Origin of the sequence: Desulfosporosinus hippei DSM 8344 (assembly GCF_900100785.1) — a bacterium.
In the GTDB taxonomy this organism is placed as follows: domain Bacteria; phylum Bacillota; class Desulfitobacteriia; order Desulfitobacteriales; family Desulfitobacteriaceae; genus Desulfosporosinus; species Desulfosporosinus hippei.
Window position 1 is genome coordinate 125,612 of the sequence record NZ_FNCP01000001.1, and the last position, 19,025, is coordinate 144,636.

A 19,025-nucleotide genomic window follows, 5' to 3' on the forward strand; every position below is an offset into this window, starting at 1 on the left:
ATTAAGCTTCTTTATCCTTGTCGTTGGTTCTTAGAATTTCGGAAATCGAAAGTGCCCAGTCATTTTGGACGGCCAGCTCTCTAATTGATCTGACTCCTTTGGTATGGGGCCGGAATTGTGGAGAATATACGGCACGCCATCAGGTCTGCGTTTGTCCGAGACAATAGCAATGTGCTCATGAGGCACATCATACGTCACAATGTCCCCTGGCTGCCATTGAGTTAAATTTTCTATATCCCCAGGTTTAATCTCTTGAGTTAAGTCCAGAGCATTTCTCCGAAAAAAGACGATTAGATTCGGCACTCTTCGAAAATCTATATTAGGATCAGGCTTGCCTTCAATGCGGTAATATTTACCGAGGTTAGCACGAATATCTTGGTCAACTAATCCCTTTAAGTCGTAGCCTGCATCTCGAAATGCTCGCCACACGACATCAGTGCAGACTCCTTCATTTTCAGGAGGGTACCCCTTTTGATAATATGCGCTGCGATATTGGGGTTTTCTCTCCACCTCGGCTTTTGCGCCCTCTACAATGTCTTTCAGATCATCTAAGCCATCTCCATCTTTATCCGTTGGACAAACGATGGCGGGAACCTTTAAAGATGGCAAAAAGGGTATAAAGCTTTTAGCCTGAGGTCTTCCCATAACAAAAGTTCCAATAACTGCACATGCTATTAATAAAATTGATGAGCCCCAGACCAACCATTTACGCAAAATCTCACCTCCTATGCTAATATCAAGTCCTTCTAAATTTTGTATCAAGAGTATATTACTACCTTACCAAAATTATCAAGGCTTTTTAAGGCCTTTGATAAATTTAATTTAAATAATTATTCGTAATTTAATCAAATTTATAAATTCTAATCTATCAGCCATAGACAAAGGTCTCTAGGTAGTTGATCTAACTCGTTTTTTAGATACATTAAAGGATGGCAACTCCTTAAAAGAGCCGCCACCCTTATAATTATAGCTACTTTATGAAGCTTCCTATAGTCCAAAATGACGCAAAATCATTGGATATAGATCAATAATTCGCAAATGTTCCCCCTCAACCGGTATACCTGCTACAATCATGGGAACTGTTGAATCTTCTTCTTCCAGAGAGCCATGGCTTCCTCCTCCCGGATGGATAGGAGCTCCAGCTGAGAAATATTCATACCCTGAGGCGGCAGAAACGGCAATTCGTCTTCCATCACGTGCTTCGAGTGCCGTTATTAAACGATTAAAGGCATCCGGAAACTTGCCAAACTCTATAAATTGAGTGCCTGTCTCTTTGGCATCAACTACGGTCAAATCTCCTTCATACAACCAGCTTTGACCATATACATCTTGGTAGGAACCTCCGCGAGAAAAGAACAGTTGTTTTTCTGTCCCTCCTTGAATAATACTATATCTATTATCTGAGACTTTCCAAGTGATTTGGGCATTGCGAGGATCTTTGGCCAATATACCCACGACTTCAGGCAAGATCTCCTCTTCTCTTTGGAGAAGGTAAATAAAGGCCATCCGTTCATTTGGGCAAATGGCGATATCATGATGCTCTTGATCATTGGCTTCTTCAGTAAACTTAATCCTCTTAAAGGACTTCAAAGAATGATCTAAATTAATAAGATACTCTTTACCTAATCCAACCGTTGACTGGGCGTGATCTCCCGTAATAATAACTACATTTTCTTCCAGTGCTCTTTCCCAACTCCCAAACTCATCTAGGATTAAAGATACTTGCTGATCAGCATGTTCAATGGAAAAGCCTGAGCGCAAGGGCCCATGTTGGTGGGAATATTTATCATTATCAGGAAAATAAACAACCATAAAATCTGGCTGTTGTCCTTCTCGAACAAGTTGTGCCGCAATTCTCCCGGAAAAAGTATCATTAAACCCAAAACGGTGCAAAGGCCCTCTTGGATAGGCTGTACGGCGTCCAGTGAATGGGGGATGAACAAGTTGACCTAGAGTTAAGCTTTTTGGGCCAGAGACAGTTTCATTATAGAGACGGAAACCTGTTCCTAAAGCAAGGGGAAAGGGGACTTTTGCTTGATAATTATTTGCAGCTCGATGCATGAAAAAGTTGATATTACCTGTACTATAGCCCCCTGCCTCTAATACCTCATATAATGTCGGCGTTAGTACACTAAGATGCTCTTCATTAAGTCTTTGTAGCAAGTTGCGTAGAACCTTCTCCAGACCTACTTTCAAAATACTTTGCCAGGTCGCTCCATAATCTACAACTTTTTTAATTTGATGATTGTACCAGATAAAGCCTGGAACTCCATGGCGATCCGGCCATGTTCCTGTGATCATTGAGCTCGTAGCTACGGGAGTCATGGTTGGAAAAGATGAGACTACCCGATCAATGTAGGTTCCGTGTTTAACTAAAAAACGAAACCCAGGGGCATTCCCTTCTGAAAGTATCCTGCCTAAGACAGCAGGATGAAGGGAGTCTACCACAAATAAGATTACCTTTTTCATGATTGACTCCCTTCCCTAATTTAATATAAAAATAAGTATATCAAACTTTCCGCTCTTATGTCACGATTTTAGTTAATTGAGTAACATTCTTATTGCTTCACAAGTACTGCACAACTTCTATTATTACAGAGTTAATGTTCAACAACTCCTTTGGTCAGATTCAGAGAGCCAGTTACCTGATTCTCAATAAACCCACGTTGATGAGTAGATGCTTCGCGTCTTCAGCCAAATAATATAAGAAAAGAGCTCCTGCCTGGCAGAAAACTCTCTAAGACATCCATATACTCTGGAATAATGCTCCAACAATCAAAAAACATATTACAACGATAACACCTGCGACCAACTTATCAGAAGAGCTCAAAGGGGATACCTTTGGTTTTTCTTTTTTACTGCTAGTACAATCCTGGCAACACCCAGAAATTGAGATTAGCGAAGTTGGAATCTCGCTAGACTCTTTTGAGATAAACTTATTACGGAACAACTTCTTACCCCTTTGTTTACAGGAAGCCAGAGTATTCAAACACGCTCCGACTGGACAGAAACAACGACACCAAAAGCGTAGAATAAAAATCGACGACAGCAAGATTATCCCCATAATTATCCACTGTGAAGTACTTCCATCACCATCGAAAAATACCGAAAAGGGTTCATAACTGGCAATTCCAGGATTATTAAATAACAGTGCCAACATGGCAGCTAACCAAAGGAAAAGCCAGCGACTTTTCTGGGCAATGGAGATGAGCCTAGGATTTGGAACATAATTGATCAGATTCAAAGCCTTGTAAATTCCCTCCTGAACAGCTCCGAAAGGGCAAAGCCAGGTACAGTAAAAATTATTTCCCAAGATTAGCGTGACTACTAATACCCCTAGAACCATAAGGTACCAAACCGGTCGTTCGAAAAAGGTCGGTATTTTTAAAGCTAAGATGCTTATAAAATTACCGATGGTCAAAGAAGAATTTGTCACGAATCCCAAAATCACTACAGAAGATACCAATAACCAGATTCTTAATCTCCTCATATTTCTGACTGATGCTGCCATAGCAACTACAAACAACAGAACAACAAGTCCATCCTGCCATTGAAAATGAATATGCTTTTGAGAGGGGACGGTTAATCCCAATTGGTTTTGACCCACTTGGTATATCCCTTTCTCCACAGCAAGCTTAATCCCTGTTGTAGTCCGGGTTGCTCCGCTTACAGCATCGATATCCTCATAGTTATTTAATGGCTGAGTAATTTTTTTCCCCTTTAAGTTTTCAGGATAACCAAATCCCCGTACTTTCTTTAGATAGAGAGGAGTTTCCGTGTTCTCCAGTATTACAGCATTGACGATACGCCCTTCTCTACTAACCGTGGTCAACATCGTAATCGGTCCGCCGTAACCAGAAGCACTTGATATGACTCCGTAACTTAAAAAGTTGCCCTTGGCATCCATTAATTCATAGGTTTTATAAACCCCGTTAACTTCATTAAAGTTAACGGCAGCTGGATCTCCTTGCTGTAATATACTTAAGATACTCTGTTTGTTAGCTATTTGCTGGTAAATAGACGTTAAGAGAAGCAAGCTGCAGGCGACAATTATAATAAAAGCTTTACCCTTTTTTAGTAAAAAAGTATAGTTTCCCATTTTCATTCTTTCTTTTCAAATAATCGTTTCCTCACATCAGACAGTAAATCGACCTCCGTTGGCTGTTTTTCACACCAATAGCATAAGTTTTGTTCATTCACTAGGGTATAGGCTCCGCAGCGGTTGCATTCCGCCACGGGGGCTTTGTAAATGTTCTTGACTTCAAAGGGATTAGTGATAGGATGCCGATCTCGGGTAATGCTTTGGGTCGGACAGGATAACATACACATCCAACAATCTAAACAATGACCACTGGTAAACAAATGAGTGCATTGCTTATCTTCCACTGTAATTCTTAAAGCCTGAGTAGGGCAATACCTGCTGCACATGCCACAATTTACACAGCCTGTACTCATTTGAATAGTAGGCCAAAAGGCGGGAATACCACCTTGGCGAAAGTGATTTAAATAACTATCTTCCAGACGCTTTTGCCAATCTGGCAGATAATTACCTCTCTTCTTTACCTTCATTTCTTCAGGGGCAGCAGAGTCTTTAGCCGTAATCTCTGGTTCTGCCTTTTGTCTGCGCCCGACTAAGGACAAGAACAGATCCCGTCGGGAAGTTATTTTCAAGCCCGAGGAAACCGCTTGAAGCTTTTTCTTCTTTTGGGCTTTCCCTGCGGTATCGACATAAATAAAATCAGGGGTATGACCTGAAGCGCTTAACCATTCCATTGCGGTTTCTACCGATAACTTCATTCTATCGACACAATTTTTCATCGGACATTCGTGGCATTCATCTAACCGCAGTTCTACAGCTGTCTGCAGACCCAGCTCATACCAAGTCCCTCTAGAAACACTACTAAGGCATGTCGGAATCTGCACTGCCCCTTTCTCTTTTTCTTCTTTGCTAAGGAAAGGTGTTTCATGGTACCCGCAGAAAAATTGTGTTGCTCTTGCTCCTTGATCTTTTACCTCAGTGATAATGGTTGTTTCATCCCATTGCTGTGACCCAAAAACCTGAGTGGGACAATCTGAAAAACACAGGCCGCACCCCAAACACTTTTCCTTATCTAAGAAAATCTGATGATTATACAGAATCAAGGCTTGTCCTGGACAATGGGAAACACAATGGCTGCATTCCACACCATTGTGTTGTTGGTTCAAACACCTATTTGTCTCAACTTGCACATGTGAACCTTTCGTAAAAAGCATGCTTCCACTCCTTTTCCTTTACTCCGAGAATAAGCCTTTATCTTATCCGATGAGAAACTTTAGATGAGGCCTAAACCTGTCTTCGCCAATTTTGCCAAAGCTTGATAAGAAGTGCTCGTCGTTTCGGTATTCAGACCGTTGAAAAATTCTACGCACCACTTTTTGAGATGCATCCCTTCGAATTGCTGGATCTGCTGCTCTATTTTTTTCAATGCCTCATTGTTCTCCTCTTTTAAGGCCTGACCCTTCTTACCATATAAATACATCATAAATTCCAGTTCTGTTGCCATATGATCCGCCGGTTCAGCAGATTGTCGAACTAAACTAACCCCCGCCTCGCGATAACAGCGCTCCACATCAAGGGCCGTCGGGCTCATAAACAGCATGGCTCCCTGGCTATCTTGAGGGTTGTGAAGAAAAAGCGTCTCATAAATATTTAAAGCAGGCTGCTTGGGGTCATCAAAAAGCCGGGTATATTCTCGACGCATCTCAATCAAGAGCGGGGTTAAACCCTCTTTGCTTCCTTTCAAGGTATCCAAGGCTTCACTAACTAACAATAAGTCCTTTTTGCTGCAGGAAAGCTCCTCTAGAATGTTGACTCCGTCCTGTCTGTAACTACCATCGAGGAGTGCTTCTGCCAATTCTGTGGTAGGGAGACGTAAGGAAATAGATAGTAGTTGAAAGAAATCTGAGGTTGCACAGGCCTCTTTGACTTTTTGTTCTTCGATAGTATTCATTGTTTCTCCTTTTCATTAACTCCTAGTGTATTAAAAGTTTATAAAATTCCTATATCACAAAAGATCTGATTGTCATTGAGATTTTTTTATCTTCGAAATGCCTACTTCATTGAAAAGAAGACTTTACAACTCAGTTTAAGGTGAGCTGTAAAGCCCCATTTCTACATATACTACATTTGTACTAAAGGCTGCAGATGAAGTGATTCTTAGCTTCAGATGGAGTTTGCCTAAGAGGAATACCTACTTTATCTGAAGCTTAAAGAACTTATCAGGGACGTAGCAGCTGTTATCTCATCCTCACCGCTAAAGTTGTTCTGTGTAGTTTGCGGTTCGGCGAAAGCAACCTGCGACGTTATGCTTTTCTTTGGAGCAGCGGCATGGTCTAAACCCTTACCCGAAATTTCGTCACTGGATGCTTTCGTACTTATAGAAGATGGGAGTCTTACGGCTGGTAGTCATCGGATAAACTACAGTTTTCGTGTATCGGCAGTTGTCCCAAGGTTAAGTTTACCAAATCCCAAATTCAATAGGAGTGCCCCTAATGATAGGATTCCTATAGACAACCCCATTTCAAGCAGAGAAGGGACATAGGGTTCTGTTGTCCCGCCATAAACAGGTGTTCCCGGCAAGGTAATCAATGGATTGAATAATTGGGCCTGAAGCAGATTGGATTTAATGAGATAGATTGCTATAAGAGCAATTATCGCACCGCCTAAAAGAAGACCTGCCTTCGGTGAGGTTCCTTGTTTAGCTAAAAGAACAATCGCTGTGACAAGAGCTACCATCTCTAACCAGAAACTAACGGCCCCTTTTCCTGTGACCAGCCATATGAAGGCTGCATAGTCTTCTCCACTACCTGGATAAAGACCAATCAATATTTCTGTAATTACTATAATGAGCTCGATGCAAAGCAGCGCGGCCGTCAGTTTACCCATCTTAGCGAGAAGACCAATCGGCATCTTAATATAACCGCTCTTATTCAGGATATGGCTTAGAATCATCATTACCGCTAAAGCAGCTGCTAATGCAGCAATTAAGAACGACAAGGGCTGTGCCGGAGTATTCCACAAGGGTCGAGCCACTTGGAAACTGAAGACGAATGACGTTACCGTTACGAGAATACCTGCAGCAAAAGCAACCAAGGCTAATCCTTTTACGGATTTTTCTTCGATTTTGCCTTCATTTAGTAAAATGAGCTTGCGAGTAAACATTATAGAAATCACCATATACGAAGCCAGCATGATGAAATCCCAAAACATCGGTGAACTCCAATTCCCGCTGGTGATAAACAACCAAACCCGTTCAGGATTTCCAATGTCAACGATGATAAACAGGGACGCAGCTACAACACTGGCTACGGCCCCCAGATAGGAGGCGATCCGAGTATAGGGTTTAAACTCTTCGAGTTTAAACAGGTAAGGCACCGCTGCAAAAAGCAGACTCCCAGCAGCAATCCCCGTAAAAATCATAAAGCCAACAATATAGAGCCCCCACATATTATCAGTACCTAAGTTGGTCATCTGCAAGCCCTTTGTGAGTTGTAAGCCCCAACAAACTGCTCCAAGGACAGCAAAGACAGCAAAAATTATCATCCACAAATTAGTTGCACTAGTTTTCTTAGTGTTTGTTACAACTGCCATGTTCCCACCCCTTTACGTTAAGTAGAAGATAGACGGCTTAGTGCCTTTTTCTTCGAGTAAATGGAAATAACTGCGTCCTTGGATAGCTCGGCTTACTTCACTATTCGGGTCATCTAGATCCCCAAAAATTCGGGCCCGATTCGGACAGGTATCAATACAGGCTGGTTTCAAGCCTTGTGCCAATCGATGGGTACAAAACGTGCATTTTTCTACTGTATTATACTGATGAGGTGTGATTGCAGCGTCGCCCATAGCTACATCTATGGCATATTCAGGTTTTTTCCAGTTAAACTGACGAACACTAGCGTATGGACAAGCCACCATACAATAACGGCAGCCAATGCACTTATCATAGTCCTGTATCACAATACCATCTTCTTCTCGCTTATAGGTTGCCTTTACGGGGCAAGCCTTCACACACGCAGGATTCTCGCAATGCTGACAATTTACGGGCAAGAACTGCATACTCAAATTAGGAAATGTTCCTGATGGTGTATCCATACTTTTACCACCAGCGGTTAAAATTCGGTTCCAAAAAATACCGTCCGGTAAGTTGTTTTCGACTTTGCAAGCCACCGAGCAGGCATGGCAACCTGTACAACGATCAAGATCTATCGCCATTGCATAACGCATGATTTCAATACCTCCTTATCTTTTTTTAACGTCCACTAAACAGTCAAAGAATGCGAAATTGACAGCCATGGGATCTGAAGCAGCGTTAGTTAACTCTTGGAAACTACCTTCAATGAATTGTTCTCGCTGCCAGCCTTTTGGAATACTGAGAACACCTGCACAAATGGCATCATTGACTTCAGCTTTTAGTACCGCCTTGCCACGATCATTAAATACTTCTACGATATCTCCGGTCTTAATCCCCCGGGCTTCAGCATCTGCACGGCTGATTTTGGCTAGAGGCTCAGGGTCGATTTCTCTTAACACAGGCACATTGTACCACTGAGTATGGGTGCGGAACCTGGCGTGTTCCTGAATAAATACCAGCGGATATTTGGAATACAATGGATTTTCGCTCCATGCTTCCCCAGGTGCTTTAAAGTACGGCAATCGTTCCTTTTCCGTAATACCCTTTAAATTCTGGCCATAATTAACACGAGGCAAGGGATTTTCACAATAGAGCTGCGCTCTGCCGCTGGGCGTATTAAAGAACTCTTCGCCGCGGATAAATGGTTTTTCGGCACTTCCTGTTGCTCGAATTGCTTTGTCTTTTTTAAGTCTCTCGTAAGTAATATTCATTTTGCGTAAGGCGTCAGAATTTAATAGAACTTTAATCCACGCTGTATCGTCCATGTTTTCGGGGAAAAATTTCTCCAAACCCATTTTCCGACCAATCATGGCGATAATATCTGCATCCGGCTTGCTTTCGTACAAGGGCTCAATGGCTTTTTCCTGCATAGTAACGTAGGGGTTGTTATAATTCACACGGAGGTCATTGACTTCAAACCAGAAGGAAGCAGGTAATACGATATCTGCATAGCGAGCAGTGTCCGTAAGCTCAGTATCCACGACAACTGTAAACTCAAGATTCGGCAAAACATCTGTAAGCCATGTTTTCTGTTGGGCGAAGTTGCTCATTGAATTAGAAGAAGTGGTGTACATAGCTTTGATAGGATAGGGTTTTCCTTCCAGCGCCTGATCTCTCACTGCTTTATAAAACTCCGTGTGTGGAAGTGTTGAACTAGCCATTTTGCCGTTAGTAACATACATACCAACGTAATTAAGGGGGGTACTTTGAACAAATAATCCCGCGAAACCTGCACCCTTTACCCCAATATTCCCTGTGACAGAAGCCATCATGAAGGCAGCAAATGACCATAAATGACCGTTTTGATAGTGATCAATACCATAATTTGTATAAATCTGGGTCGGTCCGGAAACGTACGCTTGTACTAATTTCTCGATTTTCTCGACAGGAATCTTAGTGTATTTACTAGCTTTCTCAAGGGTGTATTCCTGCACTTGTTTCTTAAGAAGGCTAAAGGTGGTCTCCACCTCTACTCCTTGAATTGTGTATACGCCTTCGATGGCTACATCTTGGGGACCTTCTTTTAACAAGGCAGCTGCATTAGCAACACTATCCCATACATAATAATCATCCTCAGCAGGGGGAACATTAGCAACAAAATCACTCTTGCGCAATATTTTTCCATTATCTTTACGAACAAGGAAAGGTGCTGTACTTCTCTTTTTCATAAACGGGATATTGATCAAATTTTTATCGATAATATGATTCAACATAGCAAGTACCAGCATTAAATCCGAACCCGGAACAATGGGAATGTATTCATCGGATTTATTGGCAGTGGCTGAGTAGATTGGATCAATGGTAATAATTTTCGCACCCTTTTTCTGAGCTTCTTTCAGAATGCGCCAATTTTGTGGCTGAGAGTAGACCGGATTAGAACCCCAGACAATAATAGTTTTTGAATCCATCATAGTGCGCGGTTCATTACCCCATAGCCAAACGCTGCCGCCTATAACACGATCAGCACCATACCCTGTTGCTTGGTCATAACATACATTTAATTTGGTACAGCCAATAGAATTTGTTAGCCTGTTAAAGATACCCAAGCACCCATGGACAACACCATAATTTCCGGATCCCACATCAAAGGCCAGGGCTTTGGTTCCATATTTTGCTTGGACAGCCATAAACTTTTCTGCAATTTCACTAATAGCCTCATCCCAAGAAATTCTTTCCCATTTATCTTCACCCCGTTCACCGACTCGACGCATAGGGTACTTGATTCGAGTTGGGCTATAGGTCCTTTGCACATGAGATAAGCCCTTCAAGCAGCTCCCGGTATAGATGCTGTCCGGGTAAGCTGCAGGGGTTGTTTTGGTTAATTTACCATCTCGGACATGGGCGTTTAAAAGACAACTTTGGAAACAGTTAGAACGACATGGCGAAATCACCAACGTCTCTTCACTTGAGGCCGCAGTACTTTCGTCTCCTGTCGCTAATGCTTTCATCCCAGAACCCCAAGGATTTGCCGCTACTGCACCTGTGGCTACAGCAGTAGCTGCCGAAGCCTTTAAAAAGGTACGGCGAGACAACTTAGAATTATGTGCAACGTTTTGCTCTTCCTTTTCCATTCCATTTTCCCTCACTTTCATTAGAGCCATAAACTGTTTTTGGTTCTCCATTAAGCGAGCGACGGCCTCATTGAGTTTTCTGTCCCGCAATACCTGAACCAGAGCAGGAAACAATTGTTCATCTGCGTTTTCCTTGACCACGACAGCACTGGCTCCTGCGGTAGTTAACTCGTACTGATAACCGGTGTTGCTGGTGGACACCAGGGCTACGATGGACAGTCCTGAGTTCTTTTCCTTAATCCGCGCAAAAATGTCCCGATAGTATCGTGAGTACGAAAAAACATCAACGATAGCCAGTCTAGCCTTTTTTCTATCGATGATCTGATATAATTCCTCAATACTATCTACACAGACGCAATCCACCTTAGCAGATGTAAAAATTCTTGAAACCACCTGCCGTAGCCAGAGATGGGGAATAGCAACAACAACCGTTAAAAACTCTACCTCAGCCTTACGAATACAACTTAAATTGTCCAACCAAAACAGCTCCTTTGCGCTTAAACGCACAAGTTAATTTTATTCTATATGAGGCATCCCCTTTAATCTGTCGGGAATAAGCCTAGTTTACGTTGAAAATAACCCGCTAAAAAAACGACAGCAGTGTCAGTAAAAAGCACTACTGTCCCAGCAATTTATAACGGATAGCATAATCCACCAAATCGGAACGATGTTCCAATTTCAATTTGACGGCAATTCGTTCCCGGTAGGTCTCTATAGTGCGTGGAGATAAATATAGTTTTTCACCAATTTCCTTGGAGGTAAAGCCGCGAGCAAGTAATTGAAGCACTTGCCGCTCCCTTTCCGACAAAATATCAGGCTTTATCTCCGAAACGCTTTCAGTACTGCAATATTGACGTGCCATCACCTGCACACCTACGAAACTCAAGAAAACCTCTCCATTCATAACAGTTTGAATGGCCTTTAGCAAATCCCGATCTGCCGCCGATTTGTGCACATACCCCATGCCGCCGGCATTCAGGAACTTTAATAGATATACATCTTCCATGTGCATGGTAACTGCGATAACCTTAGTTCCAGGCAGCACTTCCAATATTTTATGGGTAGCCTCTACACCATCGAAATCAGGCAACGAAATATCCATTAGCACTACATCGGGCTTCACCTCTATAACCCCCCGAACAGCGCCTGCGCCATTGCCTGCTTCTCCGACGACTTCTATATCCCTTTCTCCCTGTAGCAGCATACATAAAGCATTACGTAACAGTGTGTGATCATCCGCCAGAAAAACACGAGTTTTATCCATCATTTCTGCTCTCCATAGTCAAAGGTAGAGTAATCAAGATCGTAGTTCCTTGCTCTGGCTTGCTTTTTATTGTGAACTTTCCTCTAGCAAGCTTTACACGTTCCTCCATACCTAGCAAGCCTAGTCCGCTATTTACATCTCGTAAATTCAACCCTTTTCCATTATCAGCAACCTGCAGTTCCAGACAACCTTCGTTATGATTCAGTGTGACAAAAACATGGCTTGCCTTGGCATGACGAGCCACATTGGTTAGGCTTTCTTGGACTGCCCGATATGTTATTATTTCTAATTCGCCCGGGAGTCTTTCTTTAATCCGGGGACTGGAAAAATCCGTTTTAATACCAGAATAACGACGATAGTCTTCAATATACCAATCTAACGCTGGTACCAATCCTAAATTCTCTAATACAGCCGGGCGCAGATTCATGGATATCCGCCGCACATCCTCGATGGTTTGTTGGGTGATATAGCGAAGCCCACCCAATCGATCATGAATCAGCTCAAGGTCCTGTTCCTGCTGTAATAGCTTTAATTGAAGCAAAATCGAAGTCATGGCTTGTCCCACCTCGTCATGCAATTCCCGGGACAGCTGTTTCTTATTGTTTTCCAGTTCATCAATTGCCTGTTTGCAAATCCGTTCCAGAGTATCCTCCCGCAATTTCAGACGCTGTATTTCTGTCTCTGCGTACATACTATTTCCCAACAATTGGCCAATGCACTGCAATATGCTCAGATTCTTTTCAATCCAAATATCTAACGGGACATACTGTTGCCATCCTGCCACCAAAACTCCAACAAGCTTCTCTCCTACTTTGATGGGCAGCAAAAAACAACTCTGCCAGGACGCTTCCGGAAAAATTTGATTAATTGACTCTTGATCCTCATAACCAGCCAACTTAGAAGGGAGGACCTCCCCCCCCCAAACATCAGCAAAGCTGAAATCTGCATCTGCATCCATTTGCCGGACTAATACGATATGTTCAAGCTTCTGGAGATAGAGTGCACAAGCATCTGCGCCCAATGCACTTGAGAAATACTCAAATACCTTCTCTGGAATTTCTTCAGATGTTCTCTTTTCAACTGCATCAGTAATCTTTATTAATAGTTGTAATAATAATTGATTTGCCATCAATTCTAACACCTCATGAGATTAATCGAATCACCCTTGAAGATAATGTATAGAAGTCTCTTAATTATATTGTACCGTAGATTGGCTACAAATGGTGTCAGTTAAAATGGTAATGAATAGACCTTTCTGTGGTGGTTTTTACGGATATGGATATACGGCTATCACTGATAAACAAGAACAATCACACATGTTATAATTCAGCTGGATAAAAGCCAGCGCAACTGGGCCGCCCAGTTCGTCTGAAATATTCCGTCAACCCAAGTTTTCTTTATCCACCAATGGAGATTGTGATTATACAGACTGGAAGTGAGAACTTGCAAAATGAAACAATGATTATTCAAAAAATAACTCGCCGCAAATTCCTCTTGGGCGGTTTTTCCGCAGGCGCCCTCTCGGCAAGCGCGTTTCTGCTTGGGCAAAAAGTCACCATAGCTGACTCCCTCAAAAGCCCCACCGAACCCCAATGGCAAATCACTGTTGACGGAAAACTGGTTCAAGCAGGAACCTTTGTCGCCGACCTTAGGAAAGATCTATTAATACCTGTTCAAAATGGAACAGCCCATGTTATCTTGGAAGGAAACCGAATCTTTGTCCACAATGACAATACCGTTTGCGAAAAAAAGATATGTTCCATGATGGGAGCTATAACTAAATCGGGCGAGTGCATTACCTGCTTACCTAACAAATTAGTTATTCGTGTTCTGTAATGAAGAAGTGTGCAAATTTCCCCAGACTAATCTCAAAATCTTTTCTGCTAATATCCTTGTCTTTTTTACTAACAGCCTGTAACTCGAATCCGTCAAAGGATATGTACCAAGAAACCGACTTTCTTTTTGATACGGAAGTTTTCATCGAAGCTCATGGACCTGGTGCACAAGAAGCCGGTTTGATAGCCATGGGGAAAATGCGAGCTTTAGACCGGGCGTGCAATATCTATTCTCCTGACAGTGAGGTGACTGCCCTAAATCAAGCTGCAGGAGAAAAACCAGTGCCCTTATCGAGTGATACATTCCATCTAATTCAGCGTTCTTTGGAAGCAGGAAAGCTTACAAACGGTATCTTCGACCCTACCATAGGTCCGTTAGTTAAGCTCTGGCAAGAAGCTAAATCAAAAGAAACACTCCCTACTTCTGAGGAAATACAAAAGGTCTTAACCTTAGTTGACTATAAAAAGGTCATTCTAAACCCTGACCTTAAGACCGCCTTCTTACCCACGGTTGGTATGAGCATTGACCTGGGAGGTATAGCCAAAGGATACGCTGTGGAGCAAGGGATTAATAGTCTAAAGCAGGCTGGGATTTCTTCTGCTATGGTAGTAGCCGGCGGAAACATTGGCACCATCAACACCAAACCTGATGGCACTCCTTGGCGGGTAGGTATAAAGGATCCTCAAAAACCCGACTGTATAATCGGGTATATGGAACCTAGAAATCAAGTTGTCGACACATCTGGAAATTATGAACGTTTTTTTACTCAAGAGGGGAAAAAATACGGACATGTCTTAAATCCTCGGACAGGCCGTCCCACCGATAGATTTGCCAGCTGTACTATTTTGACTGATAGTCCTACGATGGCCGATGTGTTATCCACTACGCTTCTAATTCTTGGAACCGAAGGATTAATCTTAATAAATGATTTACCGAATACTCAGGCCCTTCTCATTGATTCCGATGGATTACAGTTTATGTCAGATGGGTTAAAGGGTTTTATCAAATTTACACTCTTTTAATGACTTAAGTAAATTTAGCATTATTGGGGTAATATAAGAAAGTATCGATTCTAAAGAAGGAGGAATATTTATGTACCTCAAAGTGTTTAGTAAAATCTTTAACCTTCTTCACCAACTAAGTAATAAAATTTTCCTATAGGATTTCTTTGTTATTGGGCTCATAAGCGGTATTGTAGGGGCGCTTGTCACTGAGTTACTTAACGTGCTACTAGGAAAAAAGCTGTTTTTCGGAAAAGTTGCCTCATCAATGGTAGTTAATCCCTTGCGCAGCTTTAAACTTAAGAATATTCTCCTTGGCGAGGTCATGCATATGACTGTTGGGGCAGGTATAGGTGCCCTAATATCAGGACTTCTTAAAGCAGCCGGAAAAGATTTCGTTATTCTCAAAGGCATTTTTATAAGCTTGTTAGCTTGGATCGGTCTTCATAATGGAGGACATAAATTAGACCTATTTGGTATTAAACCACATTCAACTAAAAGCCACTATTTTGCTTTAATTCAGCACCTGCTGTATGGATTAACTACTTCGGTGGTGCTTAAATACATCTCTGATTCCAATACATTTCAACAGCCATCAACCAAGGTCAACAACCGGACAAGTTACTCGGAGTATGAGCAGCCATTTTGGGCAGATTCGGAAAAACAAGAACCTAGTCCTCAAGTTCTTAGTTAAGACCGAAAGAGGAAGGATCAACCCGGAAGAAATTCGACTTCGACAACATAAGGCTCTGGGTAAGACAAAAGAACCGTCCCCCTAACTTAGCTCTGGCTGAAAGAGGGAGACGGTTCTCTTGTCTTGCTTTATCCTAATTAAATTTTTCGGCTTCCGGGTTTAACAGCGGGAATTCCCTGAGCGCAAAGGGGGCAATCCTGAGCTTCGTAGGCTTGGATATTCAACTGAATAACTGAACACTGAGGCAAACCAAAATCCACCTTACCGCCTGAGCGATCGACGAGTACTCCCACACCTAGGGCCGTGGCCCCAAATTCTTTGACTACCGTCAGTACTTCTCGAACTGAACCACCGGTGGTTATGACATCTTCTACCACCAATACTCGTTCTCCCGGAGATAGTGAAAACCCTCTGCGCAAGCGCATGATCCCATTTTCTCTCTCTGTAAATAAAGACCTGACTCCTAAGGCTTTGGCAACCTCATGGGCTACCAAAATCCCCCCTGTTGCAGGTCCGATGACAGTTTGAACGTCCATATCCCGAAATTGTGATGCCAGCCCCTCTGCCAGAATCGCTGCTCGATCTGGATACTGAAGTACTTGAGCACACTGCATGTATTGGGCACTGTGTTTGCCTGAGGTTAAAAGGAAATGCCCCTCCAACAAAGCTTCACTTTTTCTAAACAGATCCATATATTCTTCAGTTGTAAGCGGCATCTTATTGTTTAGGGTTTTATCCATTAATTTAATCTCTCCTTTTTTTATAACCTCTATCTATCTTAACTTTAATTACCTAAGTCCAAAGCCGTTCTAAAGCTTGGCGAGGATCTTCCGAACGGGTTATCGGCCTCCCGATGACCAGGTATGAACTGCCTGCATCTAAAGCCTCTGATGGGGTAAGAACCCTTGCTTGATCCTGGGCTTCACTCCAGGCTGGACGAATTCCCGGTGTCACAATTAAAAACTCTGCTTTTGTGCTTTTTCGGATATCAGTTGCTTCCTTAGCCGATGCAACGACACCGTCAAGCCCTGCCTTTTCCGCGAGCACCGCTAATTCTACAACATGCTCTCCCAGGTTCCGTTGGACTCCCATCTCTTGTCTGAATTGACTTTCAGACATACTTGTCAGGACTGTAACTCCAATCACTTTAGGGATACTTTTTAGCTTACTTCCTTCTTCGCGCACTGCATTCCCTGCCCTAGCCATCATATCATACCCGCCGCTGCAATGGACATTGATCATATCAGCTCCAGACTGCACAAATCCTCGAATTGCTCGTTCCACTGTTGTAGGTATATCATGAAGCTTTAAGTCAAGAAAAATTGGAAAGCCTAAAGCTTTTAGCTCCCGAATCATCATGGGACCGGTATAGGAGTAAAGTTCTAAGCCTACTTTTAGCCAACACCCACTGCCTTGAAGGGCTTTGGCCAGAACTAAAGCTTCCTCTCGACTTTGAACATCTAAGGCTACCATCACTAGCTGATTATTTAATCTTACATCCAACGATATCCCCCCAGTTTTCAACATTTCAAGGCAGGAAAAAGCTATTAACAGTTCATGGTTTAAGTAAACCGGTGTCATTTGTTTTATCTATCATGATGGGCTAATCCTACTAAATCCCTTACGGAGGCCAGTCCACGTTCCTCACAGTACTCTTTGATTCCTTGTAAAATCTCTAACGGTGCCTGAGGATTAACGAAATTACCAGTACCTATACTTATTGCCGTTGCTCCTGCCAGCATGAATTCTACGGCGTCTTGCCAGGTCGTGATCCCGCCCATTCCAATAATCGGCAAATCGACAGCCTGAAAAACTTGCCAGACCATTCTTACGGCAACCGGCCGAATAGCTGGGCCTGAAAGTCCTCCAAACGTATTGGCTAAGACAGGCCGTTGTTGATATATATCAATATGCATCCCTAAAAGAGTATTAATGAGAGATATTGCATCTGCTCCCCCAAGCTGAACTGCCCGCGCCATCCCCACTATATCTGTAACATTGGGTGAGAGCTTCGCGATAACAGGGAGATCAGTTTCAGCCTTCACCGCTGCAATGACTTCCTGGGCACTTTGGGGATCTGTACCAAAATGCATTCCACCGTGTTTAACATTGGGACAAGAGATATTCACTTCAAGTGCAGCTAAACCGGAATCCTTTTGTAGTGCCCGGGCCAGCTGGACATAATCTTCAAGGGAAAATCCGGAAATATTGGCGATGGCTGCAGTTGGTAACTTCCTTATCTTTGGCAGATAGGATTGAATAAATTCATCTAATCCTGGGTTTTCCAGACCAACGGCATTTAGCAGCCCTGCCGGAGTTTCAGCTAACCTGGGGACAGGGTTGCCCAGTCGAGGTAAGGGAGTAATCCCTTTTAGAGTTATTCCCCCTAAGGCTTCCAGAGGACAATAGCTGGTATACTCCTCTCCAAATCCGTAGGTACCCGAACAAGTAATCAGTGGATTTCTTAAGGTTATTCCAGCGAACTGAGTTGATAAATTAACAGGATTCATCCCATACAACCTCCTCTCCCCGGAAAACTGGCCCATCCTGACATACTTTTTTATGAACTTTTGCCCCAGTTTCGTCGATCAAAGTGCACACACAACCTAAGCATGCTCCTACTGCACACCCCATTCTTTCTTCCAGCGAAACCTCTATAGGTACTTTAACGTTTTTACAAATCTCCGTCACGGCCTGCATCATCTTCTTTGGGCCACAAGCCGCTGCCCAGATTTGGCTACTGCTTAAAGACATTTGTCTTAACTGATCATTTATTTGTTCAGTCACAAGGCCCTTTTGCCCTAGACTTCCATCAAGTGTACTCAGATATAGCGGAATCCCTAATTTCTCCCAGGAGGAAAGACCTGCACTCTCCAGAAAGGATTGGTTTTCTCCTCCCCAAAACAAGCGAACAGTTAACCCCTTACTCAGAGCACTAAGGGCTAAGGGATATAATGGAAAAATTCCGATTCCTCCGGCTACCAACCATAATTCCCCCGCTTCCGGCAGAGAAAAGCCATGTCCCAAAGGGCCCATGATACTGAGGGCTTCTCCCTCCTTCGCTCGCGCAAGAATTTCTGTTCCTCGTCCCTGAACTCGATAGAGCAAAGTAATTTCGTCATTCTCGGAAGAGATGCCGGCTAAACTAATCGGCCGCCTTAACAAGGGATCAAATGACGAGATTGATGAGTCCTGGACTTGGATTGCAACGAATTGTCCCGCTTGGGCAGTTCTGGCAATCGGTCCTTTCAGAACTAACCTTTTAAGCTTATGCTTTTCATCCCCCAGGGATTCATGAACTACCACTTGTCCTTTGGTAAGCATGGCAACCTCCTTTTCGTGGTTCGATATTCGTAGTTCGTTGTTCGCAATTTTCTAGATTTTACTGTTTACTTGATATTAATAACTCGTCAATAATACCTGATCTAGTCCACTGCCTTACGTGCATGATGTTGCGAATCACAACATCGTTTGTGATTCGCAACATGA

At 42.9% G+C, this 19,025-nt stretch carries 17 protein-coding genes; 3 read left to right on the forward strand and 14 right to left on the reverse strand.

Features of this window, described 5'->3' with window-relative positions; all coding sequences use genetic code 11:
- Positions 1–30 precede the first annotated feature (30 nt).
- The 10 genes from BLS16_RS00620 to BLS16_RS00665 all read right to left on the reverse strand — a co-directional run bounded on the left by BLS16_RS00620 (position 31) and on the right by BLS16_RS00665 (position 13,134).
- Positions 31–714, reverse strand: a complete 684-nt coding sequence (locus tag BLS16_RS00620) for a DUF1287 domain-containing protein (protein ID WP_092328610.1) — start codon at positions 712–714, stop codon at positions 31–33.
- 273 nt (positions 715–987) lie between these two features.
- Positions 988–2,469 (reverse strand): alkaline phosphatase family protein, encoded by a 1,482-nt coding sequence (locus tag BLS16_RS00625; protein WP_092328612.1) that lies wholly within the window; start codon positions 2,467–2,469, stop codon positions 988–990.
- A 268-nt stretch (positions 2,470–2,737) separates the two neighbouring features.
- Positions 2,738–4,099, reverse strand: coding sequence for an FMN-binding protein (locus BLS16_RS00630; RefSeq protein ID WP_092328615.1), 1,362 nt, complete (start codon positions 4,097–4,099; stop codon positions 2,738–2,740).
- A gap of 2 nt (positions 4,100–4,101) precedes the next feature.
- Complete coding sequence (locus BLS16_RS00635; protein ID WP_092328617.1) at positions 4,102–5,253, reverse strand: 4Fe-4S binding protein; 1,152 nt, start codon at positions 5,251–5,253, stop codon at positions 4,102–4,104.
- A 59-nt stretch (positions 5,254–5,312) separates the two neighbouring features.
- Positions 5,313–5,990, reverse strand: coding sequence for a TorD/DmsD family molecular chaperone (locus tag BLS16_RS00640; RefSeq protein ID WP_092328620.1), 678 nt, complete (start codon positions 5,988–5,990; stop codon positions 5,313–5,315).
- Positions 5,991–6,457: 467 nt separating this feature from the next.
- Positions 6,458–7,630: an NrfD/PsrC family molybdoenzyme membrane anchor subunit gene (nrfD, locus tag BLS16_RS00645; protein ID WP_092328622.1), complete on the reverse strand. Its 1,173-nt coding sequence runs from the start codon at positions 7,628–7,630 to the stop codon at positions 6,458–6,460.
- 12 nt (positions 7,631–7,642) lie between these two features.
- On the reverse strand, positions 7,643–8,263 hold the full coding sequence (locus BLS16_RS00650; protein ID WP_092328625.1) for a 4Fe-4S dicluster domain-containing protein: 621 nt from the start codon (positions 8,261–8,263) through the stop codon (positions 7,643–7,645).
- 15 nt (positions 8,264–8,278) lie between these two features.
- On the reverse strand, positions 8,279–11,218 hold the full coding sequence (locus BLS16_RS00655) for a molybdopterin-dependent oxidoreductase (protein WP_092328627.1): 2,940 nt from the start codon (positions 11,216–11,218) through the stop codon (positions 8,279–8,281).
- A 139-nt stretch (positions 11,219–11,357) separates the two neighbouring features.
- Positions 11,358–12,008, reverse strand: a complete 651-nt coding sequence (locus tag BLS16_RS00660; protein WP_176786024.1) for a response regulator — start codon at positions 12,006–12,008, stop codon at positions 11,358–11,360.
- A complete protein-coding gene (locus tag BLS16_RS00665; RefSeq protein ID WP_092328630.1) occupies positions 11,998–13,134 on the reverse strand; it encodes a GAF domain-containing sensor histidine kinase in 1,137 nt (378 codons plus the stop codon). The genes BLS16_RS00660 and BLS16_RS00665 overlap by 11 nt, the downstream gene beginning before the upstream one ends.
- A 314-nt stretch (positions 13,135–13,448) precedes the next feature.
- Between BLS16_RS00665 and BLS16_RS00670 the strand changes: the two genes are divergently transcribed.
- The 3 genes from BLS16_RS00670 (at position 13,449) to BLS16_RS00680 (ending at position 15,536) form a co-directional block, all read left to right on the forward strand.
- Positions 13,449–13,841, forward strand: a complete 393-nt coding sequence (locus tag BLS16_RS00670; RefSeq protein ID WP_207649710.1) for a NusG domain II-containing protein — start codon at positions 13,449–13,451, stop codon at positions 13,839–13,841.
- 101 nt (positions 13,842–13,942) lie between these two features.
- Positions 13,943–14,863: an FAD:protein FMN transferase gene (locus tag BLS16_RS00675; RefSeq protein WP_176786025.1), complete on the forward strand. Its 921-nt coding sequence runs from the start codon at positions 13,943–13,945 to the stop codon at positions 14,861–14,863.
- 202 nt (positions 14,864–15,065) lie between these two features.
- Positions 15,066–15,536 carry a hypothetical protein gene (locus BLS16_RS00680; RefSeq protein ID WP_092328635.1) on the forward strand — a complete coding sequence of 157 codons (471 nt, stop codon included), beginning with the start codon at positions 15,066–15,068 and terminating at the stop codon, positions 15,534–15,536.
- A 137-nt stretch (positions 15,537–15,673) separates the two neighbouring features.
- Here BLS16_RS00680 and pyrE read toward each other — a convergent pair whose 3' ends face one another.
- The 4 genes from pyrE to BLS16_RS00700 are packed head-to-tail and all read right to left on the reverse strand — an operon-like array spanning position 15,674 to position 18,860.
- The gene (gene pyrE, locus BLS16_RS00685) at positions 15,674–16,276 is read right to left on the reverse strand and encodes an orotate phosphoribosyltransferase (RefSeq protein ID WP_092328638.1); all 603 of its coding nucleotides are present in this window, start codon (positions 16,274–16,276) and stop codon (positions 15,674–15,676) included.
- A 52-nt stretch (positions 16,277–16,328) separates the two neighbouring features.
- Positions 16,329–17,063, reverse strand: coding sequence for an orotidine-5'-phosphate decarboxylase (gene pyrF / locus BLS16_RS00690; RefSeq protein ID WP_092329134.1), 735 nt, complete (start codon positions 17,061–17,063; stop codon positions 16,329–16,331).
- Between the two features lie 59 nt (positions 17,064–17,122).
- On the reverse strand, positions 17,123–18,046 hold the full coding sequence (locus tag BLS16_RS00695; protein ID WP_092328640.1) for a dihydroorotate dehydrogenase: 924 nt from the start codon (positions 18,044–18,046) through the stop codon (positions 17,123–17,125).
- Positions 18,033–18,860, reverse strand: coding sequence for a dihydroorotate dehydrogenase electron transfer subunit (locus tag BLS16_RS00700; protein WP_092328643.1), 828 nt, complete (start codon positions 18,858–18,860; stop codon positions 18,033–18,035). The genes BLS16_RS00695 and BLS16_RS00700 overlap by 14 nt, the downstream gene beginning before the upstream one ends.
- Positions 18,861–19,025: the final 165 nt, after the last annotated feature.